The organism is Desulfocucumis palustris (assembly GCF_002933875.1).
Classification (GTDB): Bacteria; Bacillota; Desulfotomaculia; order Desulfotomaculales; family Desulfocucumaceae; genus Desulfocucumis; species Desulfocucumis palustris.
Genome location: NZ_BFAV01000073.1, coordinates 1 through 16,703, shown reverse-complemented (window position 1 = coordinate 16,703; position 16,703 = coordinate 1). Strand labels below are relative to the sequence as shown.

General features: G+C 49.2%; 17 protein-coding genes and 1 other annotated feature. Of the genes, 13 read left to right on the top strand and 4 right to left on the bottom strand.

Annotated elements, in window-relative coordinates; translation table 11 throughout:
• Positions 1 to 269 precede the first annotated feature (269 nt).
• The 10 genes from DCCM_RS05750 to DCCM_RS05710 all read left to right on the top strand — a co-directional run bounded on the left by DCCM_RS05750 (position 270) and on the right by DCCM_RS05710 (position 10,587).
• Complete coding sequence (locus DCCM_RS05750) at positions 270 to 554, top strand: type II toxin-antitoxin system RelB/DinJ family antitoxin (protein WP_104371486.1); 285 nt, start codon at positions 270 to 272, stop codon at positions 552 to 554.
• Entirely contained in the window at positions 548 to 826 is a 279-nt protein-coding gene (locus tag DCCM_RS05745; protein ID WP_104371485.1) for a type II toxin-antitoxin system YafQ family toxin, read from the top strand. The genes DCCM_RS05750 and DCCM_RS05745 overlap by 7 nt, the downstream gene beginning before the upstream one ends.
• Before the next feature lie 212 nt (positions 827 to 1,038).
• Entirely contained in the window at positions 1,039 to 1,167 is a 129-nt protein-coding gene (locus tag DCCM_RS19410) for a hypothetical protein (RefSeq protein WP_269433733.1), read from the top strand.
• Positions 1,168 to 1,603: 436 nt separating this feature from the next.
• Positions 1,604 to 2,236 carry an LbetaH domain-containing protein gene (locus tag DCCM_RS05740; protein WP_104371484.1) on the top strand — a complete coding sequence of 211 codons (633 nt, stop codon included), beginning with the start codon at positions 1,604 to 1,606 and terminating at the stop codon, positions 2,234 to 2,236.
• A 55-nt stretch (positions 2,237 to 2,291) separates the two neighbouring features.
• Positions 2,292 to 2,343: a sequence feature (sodium ion sensor (DUF1646 type); this cis-regulatory element may regulate processes involved in with the transportation of sodium ions), on the top strand.
• 75 nt (positions 2,344 to 2,418) lie between these two features.
• Positions 2,419 to 3,435, top strand: coding sequence for an IS1634 family transposase N-terminal domain-related protein (locus DCCM_RS05735; RefSeq protein ID WP_104371483.1), 1,017 nt, complete (start codon positions 2,419 to 2,421; stop codon positions 3,433 to 3,435).
• Between the two features lie 110 nt (positions 3,436 to 3,545).
• Positions 3,546 to 4,991 (top strand): SLC13 family permease, encoded by a 1,446-nt coding sequence (locus DCCM_RS05730; RefSeq protein WP_104371482.1) that lies wholly within the window; start codon positions 3,546 to 3,548, stop codon positions 4,989 to 4,991.
• A gap of 59 nt (positions 4,992 to 5,050) precedes the next feature.
• A complete protein-coding gene (locus DCCM_RS05725; protein ID WP_104371481.1) occupies positions 5,051 to 6,448 on the top strand; it encodes an ArsB/NhaD family transporter in 1,398 nt (465 codons plus the stop codon).
• Between the two features lie 775 nt (positions 6,449 to 7,223).
• A complete protein-coding gene (locus DCCM_RS05720) occupies positions 7,224 to 8,669 on the top strand; it encodes an SLC13 family permease (RefSeq protein WP_104371480.1) in 1,446 nt (481 codons plus the stop codon).
• 126 nt (positions 8,670 to 8,795) lie between these two features.
• Positions 8,796 to 10,205 carry an ArsB/NhaD family transporter gene (locus tag DCCM_RS05715; protein WP_104371479.1) on the top strand — a complete coding sequence of 470 codons (1,410 nt, stop codon included), beginning with the start codon at positions 8,796 to 8,798 and terminating at the stop codon, positions 10,203 to 10,205.
• 187 nt (positions 10,206 to 10,392) lie between these two features.
• Entirely contained in the window at positions 10,393 to 10,587 is a 195-nt protein-coding gene (locus DCCM_RS05710; RefSeq protein ID WP_104371478.1) for a hypothetical protein, read from the top strand.
• A 13-nt stretch (positions 10,588 to 10,600) separates the two neighbouring features.
• Here the strand turns inward: DCCM_RS05710 and DCCM_RS05705 are convergent, their stop codons facing one another.
• From DCCM_RS05705 to DCCM_RS05695, 3 genes are read right to left on the bottom strand one after another with little or no spacing between them, the layout of a single operon-like run.
• Positions 10,601 to 11,719: a Nif3-like dinuclear metal center hexameric protein gene (locus DCCM_RS05705; RefSeq protein ID WP_104371477.1), complete on the bottom strand. Its 1,119-nt coding sequence runs from the start codon at positions 11,717 to 11,719 to the stop codon at positions 10,601 to 10,603.
• Positions 11,698 to 12,402: a tRNA (adenine(22)-N(1))-methyltransferase gene (locus tag DCCM_RS05700; protein ID WP_104371476.1), complete on the bottom strand. Its 705-nt coding sequence runs from the start codon at positions 12,400 to 12,402 to the stop codon at positions 11,698 to 11,700. The genes DCCM_RS05705 and DCCM_RS05700 overlap by 22 nt, the downstream gene beginning before the upstream one ends.
• Before the next feature lie 19 nt (positions 12,403 to 12,421).
• A complete protein-coding gene (locus DCCM_RS05695; RefSeq protein WP_231702673.1) occupies positions 12,422 to 13,030 on the bottom strand; it encodes a GNAT family N-acetyltransferase in 609 nt (202 codons plus the stop codon).
• Between the two features lie 84 nt (positions 13,031 to 13,114).
• Here DCCM_RS05695 and DCCM_RS05690 point away from each other — a divergent pair, with 84 nt between their 5' ends.
• The 3 genes from DCCM_RS05690 (at position 13,115) to DCCM_RS05680 (ending at position 15,350) form a co-directional block, all read left to right on the top strand.
• Positions 13,115 to 14,251: a coiled-coil domain-containing protein gene (locus DCCM_RS05690; RefSeq protein ID WP_128739101.1), complete on the top strand. Its 1,137-nt coding sequence runs from the start codon at positions 13,115 to 13,117 to the stop codon at positions 14,249 to 14,251.
• Positions 14,252 to 14,445: 194 nt separating this feature from the next.
• A complete protein-coding gene (locus DCCM_RS05685; RefSeq protein WP_104371474.1) occupies positions 14,446 to 14,949 on the top strand; it encodes a hypothetical protein in 504 nt (167 codons plus the stop codon).
• 35 nt (positions 14,950 to 14,984) lie between these two features.
• A complete protein-coding gene (locus DCCM_RS05680) occupies positions 14,985 to 15,350 on the top strand; it encodes a hypothetical protein (RefSeq protein ID WP_128739099.1) in 366 nt (121 codons plus the stop codon).
• Positions 15,351 to 15,610: 260 nt separating this feature from the next.
• On the opposite strand, the gene DCCM_RS05675 is transcribed toward DCCM_RS05680, so the two are convergent.
• Positions 15,611 to 16,537, bottom strand: coding sequence for a glycyl-radical enzyme activating protein (locus tag DCCM_RS05675; RefSeq protein ID WP_207655548.1), 927 nt, complete (start codon positions 16,535 to 16,537; stop codon positions 15,611 to 15,613).
• Between the last annotated feature and the right edge of the window lie 166 nt (positions 16,538 to 16,703).

The window sequence follows — 16,703 nt, the reverse complement described above, 5'->3', positions numbered from 1 at the left end:
TAAGAAAGCATAAAAATTTTATTAACAAATTAATAAATTGTGTATTATTATTCAAATTATTAGTAATTATTTGCACCCGACCCACAAAACTGACTCCAATTTACTGCACAGTAATAAATTGGAGGAACGCCCCCTTCTTTATCGTCAGATGCTGCAGCACATCTTTGAAGTGTGCAATAATAATTTTTGAGCAATATTAAAAAGTTTCACGTTGTATCGACAATGTGTATACAATAGGATATAATAATAAATGCGGAGGAGGCGAGCTAATGGCAAAAACAGCAAACATCAACATTCGTATTGATCCGGAAATAAAGGCAGGAGCGGAACAGCTTTTTGCCAGCTTTGGTATTACTATTACCGATGCAGTAAATATCTTTTTGCATCAGTCCTTAATGATAGGTGGACTACCTTTTGAAATGAAGCAGCCCCGTTTTAATACCGTAACAGAAACAGCCATGCAGGAAGCAAGGGATATTGCCAACGGAAAAGTCCCGGCGAAAAGCTATTCTTCTGCTCGTGAACTGCTCGAAGATCTTGACAGTGAATGTTGACGTTAAAAACAACTGCACAATTTCGTAAGGATTTTAAAATTGCGAAAAAGCGTGGATACAAGATGGATTTGCTGGAAGAAGTCTTGCAAACGCTTTTGGAAGAAAAGCCACTTGATAAGAAACATCTCGACCATGCACTAACAGGAAACTATATTGGTTTTCGTGAATGCCATATTCTACCGGACTGGCTGTTGATTTATGCAACAAATAAAGATTTACTTATTCTAACAGCAACACGCGCAGGGACACATTCCGATTTATTCAAAAAATGAGAAATGTATATGTGAACCACAAATCGTATAAAAAGGCGAGGATTTACCCCGCTAACTGTGTTTAAGTTTTATGACTATACCTGAAATCGGTTGGTGAATATTTTAAACAAACTGTGCCCTTTTTCTTCCTCCAGACTTAAGCCAAAATCAGATTCTACATTTCGGGAATTAATTAAATCACCCCCGGGGATAATGTTCCCGGAGGTGATTTTATGTTCCCTGACAAAACAAGTGCCTGGGGAGAAGTCAAGGTAATGGACCTGACGGCCGGGGAAATAGATTGGAAAGATAAAGAAGCAAACGAGGAAGCGGCCCAGGACTATTTACGCCTATATATTTAAACTGCCCGCCTTATTCACCCGGCATCATTCCCGGCCCGGGTACAGGAAGTTTTCACTGTCTTGTACCCGGTTGTTTTTTTGCATACAAAAACCTTGTGAAATACATATAAAATTCGTGTTGCCAAAAGCACAATATCCTTGTATAATATTTCTCAAGCATAATGACGACTTATGGTGACAAACCAGGTGGAATACAATATCGGATACCCCGGTGACAGTGGCCGGCACGGCTTTAGCACAGCAGGAGCCTTGTTGTGAAGAAAAATATTTATCAGTAATGACAACATGGGCAATTTTTTTTAAAAAGCCAAGTGAATATTATTACATTTTTATGTCACCATTTCCCTTATGACCGGGAAAATATTAACCAACCAAATAATTGACTATTGCAATTATTTGTCATTATGTTTAATTTATATGTGAAGGAGGTCGGGCTATGTACAGATCAAGCCCCGTCACCAGCTGGCATAATACAGAACTGTTCCCCACCGTCAGTCCCAGCGCCTTCATTCATGAAACAGCAATTCTGATTGGCAATGTCATAGTGGAAGATGACGTAATCATCCACCCTGGAGCAATAATCAGGGCTGATGAGGGCTCCCCCATAATAATAGGCAGCGGCACCAACGTCCAGGACGGAGTCATCATGCACTGCCTGAAGAACACTTCCATCGTTATCGGAAGCAACTGCAGCATTGCCCACGGGGCGGTCATCCATGGTCCCTGCCGGGTTGGCGACAATTGTTTTATAGGCTTCAACGCTGTTTTGCTAAAGGCCGAACTGGGAAGCGGAAGTTTTGTCTCCCATTGCGCGCTGGTTACCGAAGTTAATGTCGGTGAGAATAAATATATACCCCCTTCTTCGGTGATAGATTCACCGGACAAGACCGCAATACTGGATTCCACCAATGGCGCTCATTTTCATTTTTCCCAGGAAGTGCTGAACGTTAACGAGGAACTGCGCAGGGGCTATAAAAACCTGGAGGAATCGGAGCAAACTTCCGGCATCAATTTACTTCAGAACTCCGGGCTGCTGGCTACATACGGTAAGAAAATCAGTACGGAGTAAATTTGTTTTCTATAAAAAAGAGTCTTAGACATTGTTAATTAAATAACGTCTATTCGGTTGGCCCTTTTAAAGGGGGTTTCAAGATTCGATTACTTGGGTGGGTAGTCATTGCGACTGCCCACCCTTTTTCTTTTTTTTTACGTGGTTATATAGGTCTTCCAAACCTTCAGGGGGGATCAGAAATGTTTTTCAGAATCGTCACCTCAAAATATAAGAAGAAAAAATACCACTATTTGAGGGTTATGGAAAGCTATAGAAAAGGTACAAAAGTTAAACAAAAGGAACTGATTACCCTGGCCAACCTCAGCCGCCTGCCGGCGGAGAAAATCCAGCTGGTAATGAGTGAACTCAAATTTCTGCAAAACCATTGCAGTTCCCTGAATGAGCACACTGACGGCATTACCCCGGTATCCCTGCTGGTGGCCCTGGAAATGGTTTTCCAGCCCAAAAGGCTCTGCCCTCTGGCGGTGGTGCAGCAGATAATGAAAAAGGAATTGGAAAAGAAAGCCGCAAGTCTGGGGAACCCCGGGGGTTTCTTTGAACTCTTGAGGAAGCATTATCCACCCGGGGATGAATCCCCGGAGCTCATACTGTACACCGGAGAATTATTATTTAAAGAAAACACCGGCACTGTTCATCTGGGATATTTAATTGATAGCGACGGCTTCCCCCTGAACTATTTCATATTCGGGGAAGAGCCCCGGCCGGATAATTTGCATCCCCTTGCCGAAGAAATATGCAAAGCCCACAACGCCCAAAAAATATTGTTATTCACAGACAATAATCCGGATAACGGCTCAAAAGCAAACATTATTCCGTTCACAGGACACCGTTCCTCATCCCGTCCGGCCCTGGTTCCCGAGCCCGTACTGACACTTGATGCCGTTTTACTTCCTCAAAAATGCCCGGCAGCAATGGATTTTATCCGCTTTACCCCGCCTCCGGCGGAGCTGCTTACCCAAATATCCCGCTCAGTGGGGCTTTTATACTGGTCCACAGGCCGGATAAAAAATATAGGTAAAAATTACATCAATAGTGTGAACGAGCTGCTGGACATGTGCATTATATCAGTCTCCCTGTCCAAACTGATTGAAACCCGCATCACGGAAAAATATGCCCTGCTGGCCAAAAGAAAAATGTCCCAGCAAAACCTTGCGGGAATACAAGAGCCGGAAGACCAGCAAAAACTAAATCCTTGAAAAAAGGCCGGCTTTCACAAATACAAAAAATTATATAAATATGCGGGGAGGAGGGAAAACCGTCCGATTCGGACCACATTGGCAACCAGTATTTATTGAGGGGTGAGGAAATGAGTTTGAACGCCAAAAGATTATTTTTTATAGCTCTGGGATTCGCACTATTACTACTGTTTTACTTTATGCCGGAATTTAAGCCCGCCGTTGACCCCATGGGAAAGGAATTTCCCCTGTCCCAGGCGGGTAAGGCCGCCATCGGACTATTCCTGCTGGCAGGCGTATGGTGGGTGTTTGAGGTTATCCCCATCGGCGTCACCAGTATTGCCATTGGGGTTTTCCAGCCCCTGTTCGGTATCCGCGCGGCCAAGGACGCCATGAAAGATTTCATGGACCCCACGGTTATGTTTATACTGGGTTCCCTGCTGGTGGGCCTGGCCTTCACCAAGGCCGGTATCACAAAACGTATCGCCTATAAAATGCTGTCCCTGGTGGGTGAAGACACCCGTAAAATTCTGCTGGGGGTATTCGTGATTACCTCACTGCTGACCCACGTGATGGCGCATACCGCCGTGGCGGCCACCATGTTTCCCATTATGATGGCCATACTGGCGTTATACGGGGAAGGAAACAAACCCACCAACTTCGGTAAGGCAATGTTTATCGGGATGGCCTATACCGCCGGGGCCGGCAGCATAGCCACCCTGATGGGAGGCGCCCGCAACCCGGCGGCGGTGGGATTTTTTAAGGAATTCACCGGCCAGGACGTATCCTTCATCGCCTTTTCCCAGCACCTGCTGCCTGTTGCCTGGGTTAGCGTGGTGCTTATCTGGCTAATGCTGATCACCATATTAAAACCGGAAAAAACAAGGATAAACGGCATCCGGGAAAAGGCAAGAAGTCTGTATGCGGAGCTGGGACCCATGTCCAGACAGGAGCTATTGGTTCTTTTGCTGGTGGCGGGCGCCCTGTCGGTGCTTATATTACAGTCCTTTATCCCGGCCCTGAAATCCATTGACCGTTCCATCCCGCTGCTGGTGGCAGGGCTGTTGTTCTTTATACTGGAAATACTTACTGTTCAGGATCTGGAAAAAAGCATTCCCTGGAACATAGTGCTGCTTTTCAGCGGCGCCATGAGCATTGGTTTCGCCCTGTGGCAAACAGGCGCGGCGGAATGGATCGCGGTAAACTTTATTTCTCTGCTGCAGGGTTCGCACTGGCTCATATTTGTGATTGGCATAGCCATACTGGTGGGATTGCTTACCAACTTTATTATGAACGTTGCCGCCATTTCCATTGTGCTGCCGGTTGCCCTGGTAATCGCCAAATATTTGGGTGTAAACCCCGAGCTGGTACTGTACTCCTCCGTGGCCATGGCTGGAATGCCCTTCCTTCTGTTGATCGGGGCGGCGCCCAACGCCATAGCGTATGAATCAAAACAGTTTTCCACCGGTGAATTTTTCAAATTCGGTATTCCCGGAACCCTCCTGATACTTGCGGTGCTGCTGGTGTTTATGTTTACCTACTGGCCTCTGGTGGGATTAAGCCCCCTGGCTAAATAAATTATATTAATCGACGAATAAGTAGTTAAGCTTCTAAATGTCAAAGGAGGTTTCGAACCTTGTCGGAAAGCACGCAGGTTGTTTTCGCAACGGCGGTGTTTATAGCCGCCTACGCCATAATTGTGTCGGAAAAAATTCACCGTACCGTAGTGGCGCTGGTGGGGGCCGGGTTAATGGCCCTGACCAAAATTTTGAACCCGGAACAGGCCGTGGAGGCCATAGACTTCAACACCATTGGCCTTTTGGTGGGCATGATGATTATTGTGGGCATAACCAGGCAAACCGGTGTATTTGAATACCTGGCCATCAAAGCAGCCAAACGCTCCCAGGGACAGCCGCTGAAAATCATGGCTGCCCTGGCCCTGGTGACCGCCGTGCTGTCCGCGTTTCTGGACAATGTTACCACGGTGCTGCTTATAGTGCCGGTTACCTTTGCCATCGCCAACAAACTTCAGGTAAACCCCATACCCTTTTTAATCGTGGAAATTATCTCCTCCAACGTGGGTGGCACCGCCACACTGATAGGCGACCCGCCCAACATAATGATCGGCAGCGCCACAAAACTCGGATTCCTGGATTTCATGATCAATCTTACCCCGGTTATCGCGGTAATCTATGTACTGACAATATTTTTTCTTAAAATTATCTACAGAAAGCAGCTGGTTACCAGCCCGGAGTTGCAAAAGAGCATAATGGAGCTGGATGAAAAGGACGAAATAAAAGATTCCGCCCTTTTACGCAAATGTTTGATTGTACTCACTCTAACCATAGCCGGTTTCATGCTGCACCAGTTTGTTCATCTGGAATCTTCGGTGATAGCGTTAAGCGGCGCCAGTTTGCTGCTGCTTCTTTCCAGGGATGACCCGGAACACGCCCTGCATGCCGTGGAGTGGCCCGTCATATTTTTCTTTGTGGGACTGTTCGTGCTGGTGGGAGCCCTGGAGCACGTGGGAGTAATCGAGCAAATTGCGCAGGTATCGCTGGAAATAACCGGAGGCCAGCTGGTGCCGGCCGCAATGCTGATATTGTGGATATCGGCCATAGCCTCGGCCTTTATCGACAACATACCCTTTGTGGCCACCATGATACCGTTAATTCAAGACATGGGCAGACTTGGCGGCATTGAAAACCTCAATCTACTCTGGTGGTCCCTTTCCCTGGGAGCCTGCCTGGGCGGAAACGGCACCATCATAGGGGCTTCCGCCAACGTGGTCGTGATAGGCATGGCTGAAAAACGGGGAGTGCCCATAAGCTTCCTGGGATTCATGAAAGTGGCCTTTCCGCTAATGATAATGTCAATAATACTATCAACCGGCTACATGCTGCTCTGGCATTTCATGTACGGGCCGGTCATGATGCTGGGAGTGCTGGCGTCGGCGGTGGTACTTGCATTTATTCTTAACCCCATCTCCAACGCCATTGCCGGAAGGGATACCCGGTCAGCCGGCATAAATTAACAAGCCAGAAAAATTTAAAACATATTCCGGAAAACCGTTAGCCTGTTGGAATGGGCAGTCATTGACTGCCCATTTGTTTTTTTGCCCCTATCCCATAATTTCAGGAACCGGGTTTTGAAACAGCCGCTCCCTACAGGTTGTACCTTATCACACATTATGGGTTTTAACCCTACATCAGCTTTCTCAGCCCTCAAACCACAAGTCTTGCGGGGTCTCTGTTGTCAGTTATCCCTGCTGGGTTGGCAGAATTTTTTAATACATGCCCCTGTAGTGGCAAAGAAGTGTTGCCAAAACCTTTTTATCTTTGTATAATATTTCTCAAGTAGATATTTTACATAAACCCAAAGGAATTGTATCAGGAGCAGTTGACTGGTTAGCTAAAAGGGCACGGGTAATTTACAGCCTTTACAATACCAAGGAAGGGTGGTGACAAAGGAATTAAATGTTTTAACCGGGGCGCGGGAAATGCGTCGCCCGCCCTGGAAACAATATTTAATCCCATTAAAACACTGCCTGAGAACATAATATAATGACCGGACAGCAAACAGCCCCCAAACACGGACTTTTTTTAAAAAATTTTATGTGAAAAATACTACAACTCACATCCGCCAGGGAAAGTCAGCCGGGAGGAAACCGCCAAAACGCCTCTCTCCCAAAGACAAAAAAACCGGGAAGGCGCAATGTCAGCCGGAAAGCACAAAGGCGTTCTTTGCCAGTGGTGACGCGCACCTGCTTTTTGGCGCTTTAGATTATTTTGAAAGATTGGGTGAGGAAAATGAGTTTAAATGCCAAGAGATACTTTTTCATTGCTTTGGGATTTGCACTTTTACTGCTGTTTTACTTTTTGCCGGATTTAAAACCGGCCGTTGACCCCATGGGAAAGGAATTTCCCCTGACCCAGGCGGGTAAAGCCGCCATAGGTCTTTTTCTGCTGGCCGGTGTCTGGTGGGTGTTTGAAGTTATCCCCATCGGCGTAACAAGTATTGCCATAGGGGTTTTCCAGCCCCTATTCGGTATTCGCACCGCTAAGGAAGCCATGAAGGATTTTATGGACCCCACGGTTATGTTCATACTGGGTTCCCTGCTGGTGGGCCTGGCCTTTACCAAGGCCGGCATTACCAAGCGCATAGCGTATAAAATGCTGTCGGTGGTCGGGGAAGATACCCGCAAGATACTTCTGGGTGTATTTGTAATAACGGCGGCCCTCACCCACCTGATGGCCCACACCGCGGTGGCCGCCACCATGTTTCCCATCATGATGGCCATACTGGCCCTGTATGGAGAAGGAGACAAACCCACCAAATTCGGCAAGGCCATGTTTATAGGCATGGCCTATACAGCCGGGGCCGGCAGCATAGCCACCATGATGGGCGGCGCGCGCAACCCCGCGGCAGTGGGATTTTTCAAAGAGTTCACCGGCCAGGACGTGTCCTTTATCGCTTTCTCCGAGCACCTGCTGCCCTTTGCCTGGGTAAGCGTGATTTTAATCTGGTTGTTGCTGATTACAGTGCTAAAACCGGAAAAAAGCAGGATTCACGGGATAAAAGAAAAAGCTGTGACCCTTTACTCCGAACTGGGCCCCATCACAAAGCAGGAAATAACCGTGCTGATACTGGTGGCCGGAGCGCTGTCCGTGCTGGTGCTGCAGTCCTTTATCCCCGCGCTTAAAGCCATCGACCGCTCCATACCCCTGCTGGTAGCCGGCCTGCTGTTCTTCATGCTGGAGATACTGACGGTTCAGGATCTGGAAAAAAGCATACCCTGGAACATTGTCCTGCTTTTCAGCGGCGCCATGAGCATTGGCTTCGCCCTGTGGCAAAGCGGCGCCGCGGAGTGGATTGCCGTTAACTTTATTTCATTGCTGCAAGGCGCTCCCTGGGTGGTATTCGTGATGGGCATTTCCCTCCTGGTAATGGCGCTGACCAACTTCATTATGAACGTGGCTGCCATATCAATCGTACTGCCGGTGGCCCTGGTTATCGCCAAATACCTGGGTGTAAACCCCGAACTGGTCCTTTACGCCTCGGTGTCCATGGCGGGCATGCCTTTCATACTGCTGATAGGCGCCGCGCCAAACGCCATAGCCTATGAGTCGAAACAGTTCAGTACCGGGGAATTTTTCAAGTACGGCATACTGGGCAGCATACTGATACTTGTTTTACTGCTTATATTCATGTTTACCTACTGGCCGCTGATAGGTATGGGCCCCCTGGTGAAATAAATCCGACAAATTATTTTAAAAAATCGAAATTGCCGGTCCGGGATACTTTCCATGTTATCCCGGGCCGGTTATAATTAAATACAATCCGCCTTTACCTATTTAGATGCCTTTAAGGAGGTTGTCGCTTTGTCTGAAAGCACCCAGGCATTATTTGCCACGGCGATATTTCTGCTTACCTATGGAATCATAGTATCCGAAAAAATCCACCGCACGGTGGTGGCCCTGGTGGGAGCGGGTCTGATAGCCCTGACCAAAATATTAAGCCCGGAGCAGGCCGTGGAAGCCATAGATTTCAACACCATAGGCCTTCTGGTGGGTATGATGATTATAGTGGGAATAACCAGACAGACCGGGGTATTTGAATATCTGGCCATTAAGGCTGCCAAACACTCCCAGGGCCAGCCCCTGAAAATTATGGCGGCCCTGGCCCTGGTCACCGCGGTGCTTTCCGCCTTTCTGGACAATGTGACCACCGTTCTGCTAATCGTGCCCGTCACCTTTGCCATCGCCAAAAAACTTGAGATCGACCCCCTGCCGGTATTGATCGCCGAAATACTGGCATCCAACATCGGCGGCACGGCGACCCTCATCGGAGACCCCCCCAACATTATGATCGGCAGCGCCACCGGACTGGGTTTCGTGGATTTCATGCTCAACCTCACCCCGGTCATCGCCGTGACATACGTTTTTACCATATTTTTTTTACGGATTATATACAGAAAACAGCTTATTACCAAACCGGAGCTGCAAAAGGATATAATGTCCCTTAATGAAAAGGATGAAATAAAGGATCCGGCCCTGCTTAGAAAATGTCTGCTCGTACTGGCCCTGACCATTTCTGGTTTCATTCTGCACCAGTTCGTGCACCTGGAATCATCGGTAATCGCTTTAAGTGGAGCCAGCCTTTTGCTGCTGCTCTCCAGGGAAGACCCGGAACATGTGCTGCACGCCGTGGAATGGCCGGTAATATTCTTCTTTGTGGGGCTGTTCATACTGGTTGGCGCCCTGGAACATGTGGGAGTCATTGAAGCCGTGGCCAAGCTGTCCCTGGATATTACCGGCGGCCAGATGGTTCCAACAGCCATGCTGATACTGTGGATATCCGCCATAGCCTCGGCCTTTGTGGACAATATCCCCTTTGTGGCCACCATGATACCCCTTATTCAGGATATGGGACGCCTGGGAGGAATAGATAACCTTAACCTGCTGTGGTGGTCCCTTTCCCTGGGCGCCTGCCTGGGGGGCAACGGCACCATAATTGGGGCCTCCGCCAACGTGGTGGTTATCGGAATGGCGGAAAAAAGGGGCTTCCACATCAGCTTCGTGGGCTTTATGAAAGTAGCCTTTCCCCTTATGATCTTGTCCATTATTCTGTCCACCGGATACCTGCTGTTATGGTACTACGTCCACGGGGCGGTAATGATGGTCGGGGTGCTGGCGCTGGCCTTTGTGCTGGCCCTTGTTCTAAATCCCATCACCAACGCGCTCTCCAGGAAAGACACGCCAAAAGAAACTCCTGGACCCCACAAGGCATAAGCGAAATCACTAATAAGCCGGCGGCACAAAGCCGCCGGCTTATTAGTCCGGCGCACGGCCTTCTTCAGCCCTTCATTGGGAAAGCCACCGGCTATTATACCTATACCAACTTTTTTCTAAATTTTTTATGGATTCAGGCAGGACATTTTGTGAATTTTTCGAATAAATAGCATGAGGAGGTGCTGCCATGAGCACGGCAATGGACCTGAACGTTTTGGAAAAGGAGATCCGCGAACTGGAACTGTCCCTTAAAGTCAGAGAGTCCTGGCTAAACAGCAATGATTCCAAATATAATTATTTCAGGCAAAAGCACCTGTACGACAGCAAAAGATTATCCACCCTTAAAAAGCTGGCGGACATAATCAAACTAAACAAACGGTAAGGGGTCCGGCCGATTAGTATAGGACATAAGGATCCCCGTTGATGCCGGTTATATGGACCCGGACCTCAAGCTCCCGGAGCCGGCAATTTTCTTCCAGAAATTCCTTCAGCGCGGGCAGGACAACCCTCTCGGTGCCGTAATGTCCCGCATCTATAAAGCTAAAGCCGGACTGCACCATATCCCTGGCCGGGTGGTAGCCCACGTCCCCGGTAATGAGCACATCCGCCCCGGCAGCCCTGGCCAGCGGCCATAAGTCGGCGCCGGAACCCCCGCACAGGGCCACTCTGGCAATAGTCCCGCCGGCATCGCCGCCGGCCCGGACATGGGTCAGGCCCAGTATCTTTTTAACCTCCGCGGCCATTTGTCCCAAAGTGACAGGATGTTTCAATTCACCGATCCGGCCCAGGCCGGCACTGGTGTTTTTTATTTTTAAGGGGTATAAATCATAGGCAACCTCCTCGTAGGGGTGCGCCTCCAATGCAGCTTCCACCACCACAGGGGCCAGCCTTTCCGGAACAATGGTTTCCAGCCTTATTTCCTCAACCTTTTCAAGGTCTCCCTGTTTTCCGATAAATGGGTTTGTTCCTTCCCGGGGCCGGAAAGTGCCGGTTCCAAGGGTCTGGAAGGTGCAATCGCTGTAATTGCCTATCCAGCCGGCTCCGGCCCGGCAGACCGCTTCCCTTACCCTGTCCTCATGTCCTGACGGCACAAATACCACAAATTTGAGCAAGCCCTCCGGCCCGGCTGCTTTCAGCGGGCTGGTGCGCTCCAGTCCCAGCAAGCCGGCCAGGCAGTCATTAACCCCGCCCCCGGCGCTGTCAAGATTGGTATGGGCGGAATAGAGGGCTATGCCGTTTTTAATTAATGCGGCCACCAGTTCACCCTGGGGGCTTTGCAGGTTAATCTGTTTTAATTGCTTAAAGAAAAGAGGATGGTGGGTAATAATAAGCTGGCAGTTCTTTTCCGCCGCCTCCCTGCATACATCCAAATCAGCATCCAAAGCCAGCAGAACCCCGGTTACCTCAGCCTCGGGGTCTCCCACCTGAAGTCCGCAGTTGTCCCACTCCATGGCCAGACCGGCGGGGGCAAGCTTCTCCACAATACCGAATATCATTTTACATTTTGCCTGCATCTGCACAACAACTCCCTAACCCTGGTTAATTTTGAGGTGAGCATAATGGCCTTTTCCCGGGAATCCCTGCTGCGGCTGCGGGCCAAGCCACTTAATATTTTCTGGTAATCGGCTTTAATTTTTTCCAGATAAGCCTCCAGCAGGGGCTCGCCGTTTTCCAAAAGTTTTGGACCGATTTCCAAATTAAACATATCGGTTTCCGTTTCCACCCCGGGCTCGGCCACGATAACAGGGTATATCCGGCCATCCTCCACCACCAGTTTTTCGGCCACCAGTTTCCAGCCGTTGCCGGCCAGCCAAAGCCTCAAATCCCCGGCATCGGCCATGGGCTGCAGCACCATGCGCCTGGCCTGGGCCAGCACACCCCTGGAATCCTCCAGTATTTTAACAATGGTATTACCGCCCATCCCGGCAATTACTATCACCTGGGCCTCACCCGGGGATAGCGCCCGCAGACCGTCCCCCAGGCGCACATCCACGGCCCCGGTCAAGTTTTTGCCTGCAACGGCGGAATACGCGCCCCGGTATGGTTTCTCGTTTAAATCGGTGGCAATTACCCTGGGATTTCTGCCGCTTAAAACCAGATTCATGGGTAAACGGGCGTGGTCTGTCCCAATATCGGCCACCACCAAACCGGGCGGTATGAATTCGGCTATGGCGGCCAGTCTCCGAGTAAGCTCCAAAATCAAAACCCTCCAGTATTTAATAAAACCTCCCGGTGGACAGTTCCTCGAAGCTCATCAAATCATCAACGGGCACCCTGCAGCCAACCCTGCACATCAGCACGTTGGCCGGATGCTCCAGTATATCCGGGTCCGTAGTATATTTTACTATAAATCCGGCCCTGCCGAAAAATTTGTCCAGCAGGTTGCGATACTGCCAAACGGTAAGGCTGTTTCCTTTCAAGTCCCAGTGGCGAAAATATTCCGTGGTGATAACCAGGTATTCCTCCCAGTAATCATCCTTAAAAATATAATCCAGCAAGGAGCTGCCCACACCGAGACACCTCCAGTCCCTGGCCACTTCTATTCCGCCCAGTTCCTGTATTCTGGGGTTGCGGCACCAGCGGCTGCATTCATCCGGCAGGTGAAAGGCCACGTAACCGATGACCGTGTTTTCCCGGCAGGCGGTATATATCCTTCCCCGGGGCATTTCGGTTATTTTTATTAATGCTTCCTGCTGCAGCCCGGCAGGGCGGAAATTGCTTAATTGATTGTCCAGCACCTTGGCGGCCAATTCTTTTCCGGTTACAGGCCCATTAATGGTCACCGTTCCCAGGGGGGTGGACATATTATTTACTTCAGCAGACAAAATGTTACCTCCTTGCCCAATATCCGTATTCCAACAGAAACATAACTGGAGTAAACTAGTACCAGTACGGCGCCGGAGGGATTGATGTTGAACAACGTTAATTGCAAATACATAACCAGCCTCATTCCGGCGGCCTTTTTTTCCGCCATATTCCTCATGGCCGCGGTATTTATATTGGTGTTGACTCCATCCGCCGGACTTGCGGCAGCCCGGGAAAGGGTACAGGCCCAGGACAGCTTGCGGGAATTGGGCGCTGCTGAAAAGGCGCTGGCCGAGGAAATATTTATTTTGAATTTTAAAATACGCCGGGAAGACAACCGGATAAAAAAACTGCAAAACGATATCGCCGGCACAAGAATCCGGAAGGATTTGGCGTACCGTGATTATCTGGCGGCGCAAGCCCGGAAAAAAGCCGGGCTGGACCGTTTGTCCCACTGGCTCAAATTTCAGTATATCCAGGGTTATGGGACTTATCTGGATGTTTTATTCAACTCTTCAAACTTTGCCGAATTCATCAACAGGATATTCCTGGTGGCGGAAATCATTGCCCGGGAAACCGCCGCTTTCAGGGATGCCTCCCGCTGCGCGGCCCTGGCCGGGGAAAAGGAAAAAGCGCTTCACAAAACCGAATTCCAGCTTATCAACCAGCTGGAGACCCTGGACAAGCAGCTGCGTGCCTTGCAAGACCTGAAAAAAAGCCGCGAATCAATGTACAGTGAGATTAAAAGCCGTTCAGCCGGACTGGCGGAAGCCATTTACCAAATGGAAAAAGGATGGTACTATTCCACTGATGTGTTAAGCCTCCTGGCGGACAGCTTCATATCCCTTTCAAAACAGTCCATTACCCCGGACAGGATAAATTTCAGCCTGGGGGGTATTACGGTGGAGTACGCCGAATCCACCCTTAACAGAGCCATTGCCTCCTCCGGCGGGTCCCGGCTGAAAGATATAACAGTTAATCTGCAGCCTGACAGAATAACCTTTACCGGAAAAGACAGCACCGGCCGGTGGGGATTCCAAATAAGCGGCAGAGTGCTGGTTTCAGAAAAACAGGAAGGTATCAGCTTCCTGCCGGACTCCCTGCTATTGGACGGCGTTCCCGTATCCCGGAGGGTGATGGCCGAAATGTCGCCGGAAAAGGTTATCTTCCTTGAAGAAATGCCCCGAAAATTATCCCGGGTACAAATTTCCCAGGATGTTTTAAAAATAGTTTTTAAATAGGGTCGGAGCGGGCCGGGGAGGCGCCGTCGCCCCCCACAATATCCTAAAATAAAAAAGGTTAGCGGGTAATTAAATAGAATATATAATTAAAATAGATAAAATTGCAGCCGGCCGCCCTTGCTTAAAGACCGGCGGAAAAGAAAATATCTGATTATTTAGTCCAATTTCCGTTAGCTGCGGAGGGTATATATAAGATGCATTTCGACTCCAATGAATTAATTTTTATGGTGGATTACGCCCGTCAAATACTGACCGTATATGCGGCCATAATCTCTACTTACGTTCTGTATCTGCTTGTTAAACAAACCCGCCCGAATATCAAGGTATCGGCGGAAAGAAGCGAGGAACGGGGCTTTACCCAGAACTTAATTATTATAACAGCTCTAAACACCGGAAAAAAACCGGCCACCGTTACCGTTTTCGGGATAATAACCCCGGATGGAAAAAAAATTATCGTACCGCCCTCCAGCGGGGAAATATCCCGTCCGGCACTGCCTGCAAGATTGGTGGAGGGTGAGGTTTGCACAGGTTTCTTTGACCTGGACGCGAACCTTCCCTATCTCATCCAGTTCGGCAATAAAATAATTGTCCAGGGATTTTTCCGTGATTTGGACAAAAGGGACCACGTAAGCCTGCCCATGGAAATACAGCTTCCCACCCTGCCGGAAAACGTCAAAGTGCTTCAGCGGCCCCATTGACCAAACAGGGGCGGCCGCTTTAATAAGGAGGAACCATGTTGGAACTATTGGGCTGGCTGGGACTCTTGCTGATAGCCTCAGCCCTGGCCCCGCTGTTGCTGAAATATTGCCGCGCCCGGCGGGAGCCGTGGATTTTTTTGCGCCGCCACCATCATTATATCGCCCTGGCCAGCCTGGCTATTCTTACATTGCACGGTCTGCTGGCACTTACCTGGCGGCCCGGCCGGGGCTGGGGAGCCAGGGGCCGTCACGCGGAAATGATTAGCACCGGAGTCCTCGCCTGGGCCGTTCTGCTGGCAATTTGCCTGCTGGCGCTATACTACCGCCATAAAAACCAAAAATCCAGAATCCACTGCTGGCTGGCCGCACTGTTGCTGGCATTGCTCCTTCTTCACATTTAGGGAATGCGACAGGGGACGGTTCTCAAATGTCGCAAAAATCAAATTTTCAGGGTGGTATCACTGCCGTTATCTTTTAAGGAGCCGTGCAAACCAGATCTTACATAATCTCTTTCTTCTATTTAGATAATAATTCCTTCATATATTTGTGAAATAGTTCTTTGTTTAATAGACAGCAAAAGACCTCCGTCTCACGGAAGTCTTTTATAGTGGTGGGCGATGACGGGCTTGAACCCTACTAACTGCGCAGGTTATCACTACACTTAAACCACACCGACATTTAGTCCAAAGGACTCCAGTATTTTGACGGCTTCTTGAATTTCCTCCTTACTTAAAGACTTCAGCTCTTCGAGCGGGTATCCCTGGCCAAGGGCATAATACTTGCTTACGCCCAGCCGGTGATAGGGAAGTATATCCACCCTTTCCAGCCCCCATAACTTCATAAACCGCCCAGCGGCCGTAATATTTTTTTCATCAAAATTATAGCCCGGTATCAGGGGAATCCTGATTATAATTTCTTTACCCATTTTTTTAATTTTAGCCGCGTTATCCAAAATGAGCTGGTTGTCCACACCTGTATATTCTTTGTGTTTGCGGGAATCCAGGTGTTTTATGTCAAACAGCACCAAATCCACCTTTTTTAATATCTCCTCCAACACACTCCAGGGCGTATACCCGCAGGTATCAATGCAGGTATGGATACCCCGATCGTAGCACCTGCTCAAAAGTTCCAATGCAAATTTCGGCTGGGAGGTGCACTCTCCGCCACCCAGCGTTATACCGCCACCGGAATTCGCATAGTACAAGGAATCCTTGCTCACAATGTCAAAGACTTCGCTTACTGTCATCCAATTTCCGGAAACAGACCTGGCATTGGCCAGGCAGGCCTGGACACAGGCGCCGCAGCCGGTACAAAGCTCACGGTCCACCCATAGGGAGCCGTCTTCCTTTTTTTGATTGGCCCCGGTGGGGCACACTTCCACACAACTGTAGCATTTTACACAGGTATTCTTGAAATAAAGCATCTGCGGTTTATGCAGCTGCGACTCCGGGTTACTGCACCACAGGCAGCTTAGTGGGCAACCCTTTAAAAAAACGGTGGTTCTTATCCCCGGGCCGTCTTCTGTTGAATATCTCTGTATATTAAAAATAAGTCCTTTGGGATCGGAGGATTGCTCGTTTATTGTCACTTTTACATCATATCCTTTTTTTTTTCATTAAAGCCTCCCGCCCGTTCAAAGACAGGAGGCTTTAACACCGTCTAGGAGGCCGTTGAAAAAGTCCATCTGCTGCGTTGCGGCTGCGGCCTCAATGCTCGACGTACTATGAGTACGCCTCCGCTTGAGGCCTTGCCAC

Bases quoted from the DNA above. Each gene is read 5' to 3' on its own strand.
- DCCM_RS05730 (WP_104371482.1), top strand. From the start codon at position 3,546: ATGAGTTTGAACGCCAAAAGATTATTTTTTATAGCTCTGGGATTCGCA.
- DCCM_RS05680 (WP_128739099.1), top strand. From the start codon at position 14,985: ATGTTGGAACTATTGGGCTGGCTGGGACTCTTGCTGATAGCCTCAGCC.
- DCCM_RS05740 (WP_104371484.1), top strand. From the start codon at position 1,604: ATGTACAGATCAAGCCCCGTCACCAGCTGGCATAATACAGAACTGTTC.
- DCCM_RS05720 (WP_104371480.1), top strand. From the start codon at position 7,224: ATGAGTTTAAATGCCAAGAGATACTTTTTCATTGCTTTGGGATTTGCA.
- DCCM_RS05750 (WP_104371486.1), top strand. From the start codon at position 270: ATGGCAAAAACAGCAAACATCAACATTCGTATTGATCCGGAAATAAAG.
- DCCM_RS05705 (WP_104371477.1), bottom strand. From the start codon at position 11,719: ATGCAGGCAAAATGTAAAATGATATTCGGTATTGTGGAGAAGCTTGCC.
- DCCM_RS05710 (WP_104371478.1), top strand. From the start codon at position 10,393: ATGAGCACGGCAATGGACCTGAACGTTTTGGAAAAGGAGATCCGCGAA.
- DCCM_RS05690 (WP_128739101.1), top strand. From the start codon at position 13,115: ATGTTGAACAACGTTAATTGCAAATACATAACCAGCCTCATTCCGGCG.
- DCCM_RS05735 (WP_104371483.1), top strand. From the start codon at position 2,419: ATGTTTTTCAGAATCGTCACCTCAAAATATAAGAAGAAAAAATACCAC.
- DCCM_RS05745 (WP_104371485.1), top strand. From the start codon at position 548: ATGTTGACGTTAAAAACAACTGCACAATTTCGTAAGGATTTTAAAATT.
- DCCM_RS05685 (WP_104371474.1), top strand. From the start codon at position 14,446: ATGCATTTCGACTCCAATGAATTAATTTTTATGGTGGATTACGCCCGT.
- DCCM_RS19410 (WP_269433733.1), top strand. From the start codon at position 1,039: ATGTTCCCTGACAAAACAAGTGCCTGGGGAGAAGTCAAGGTAATGGAC.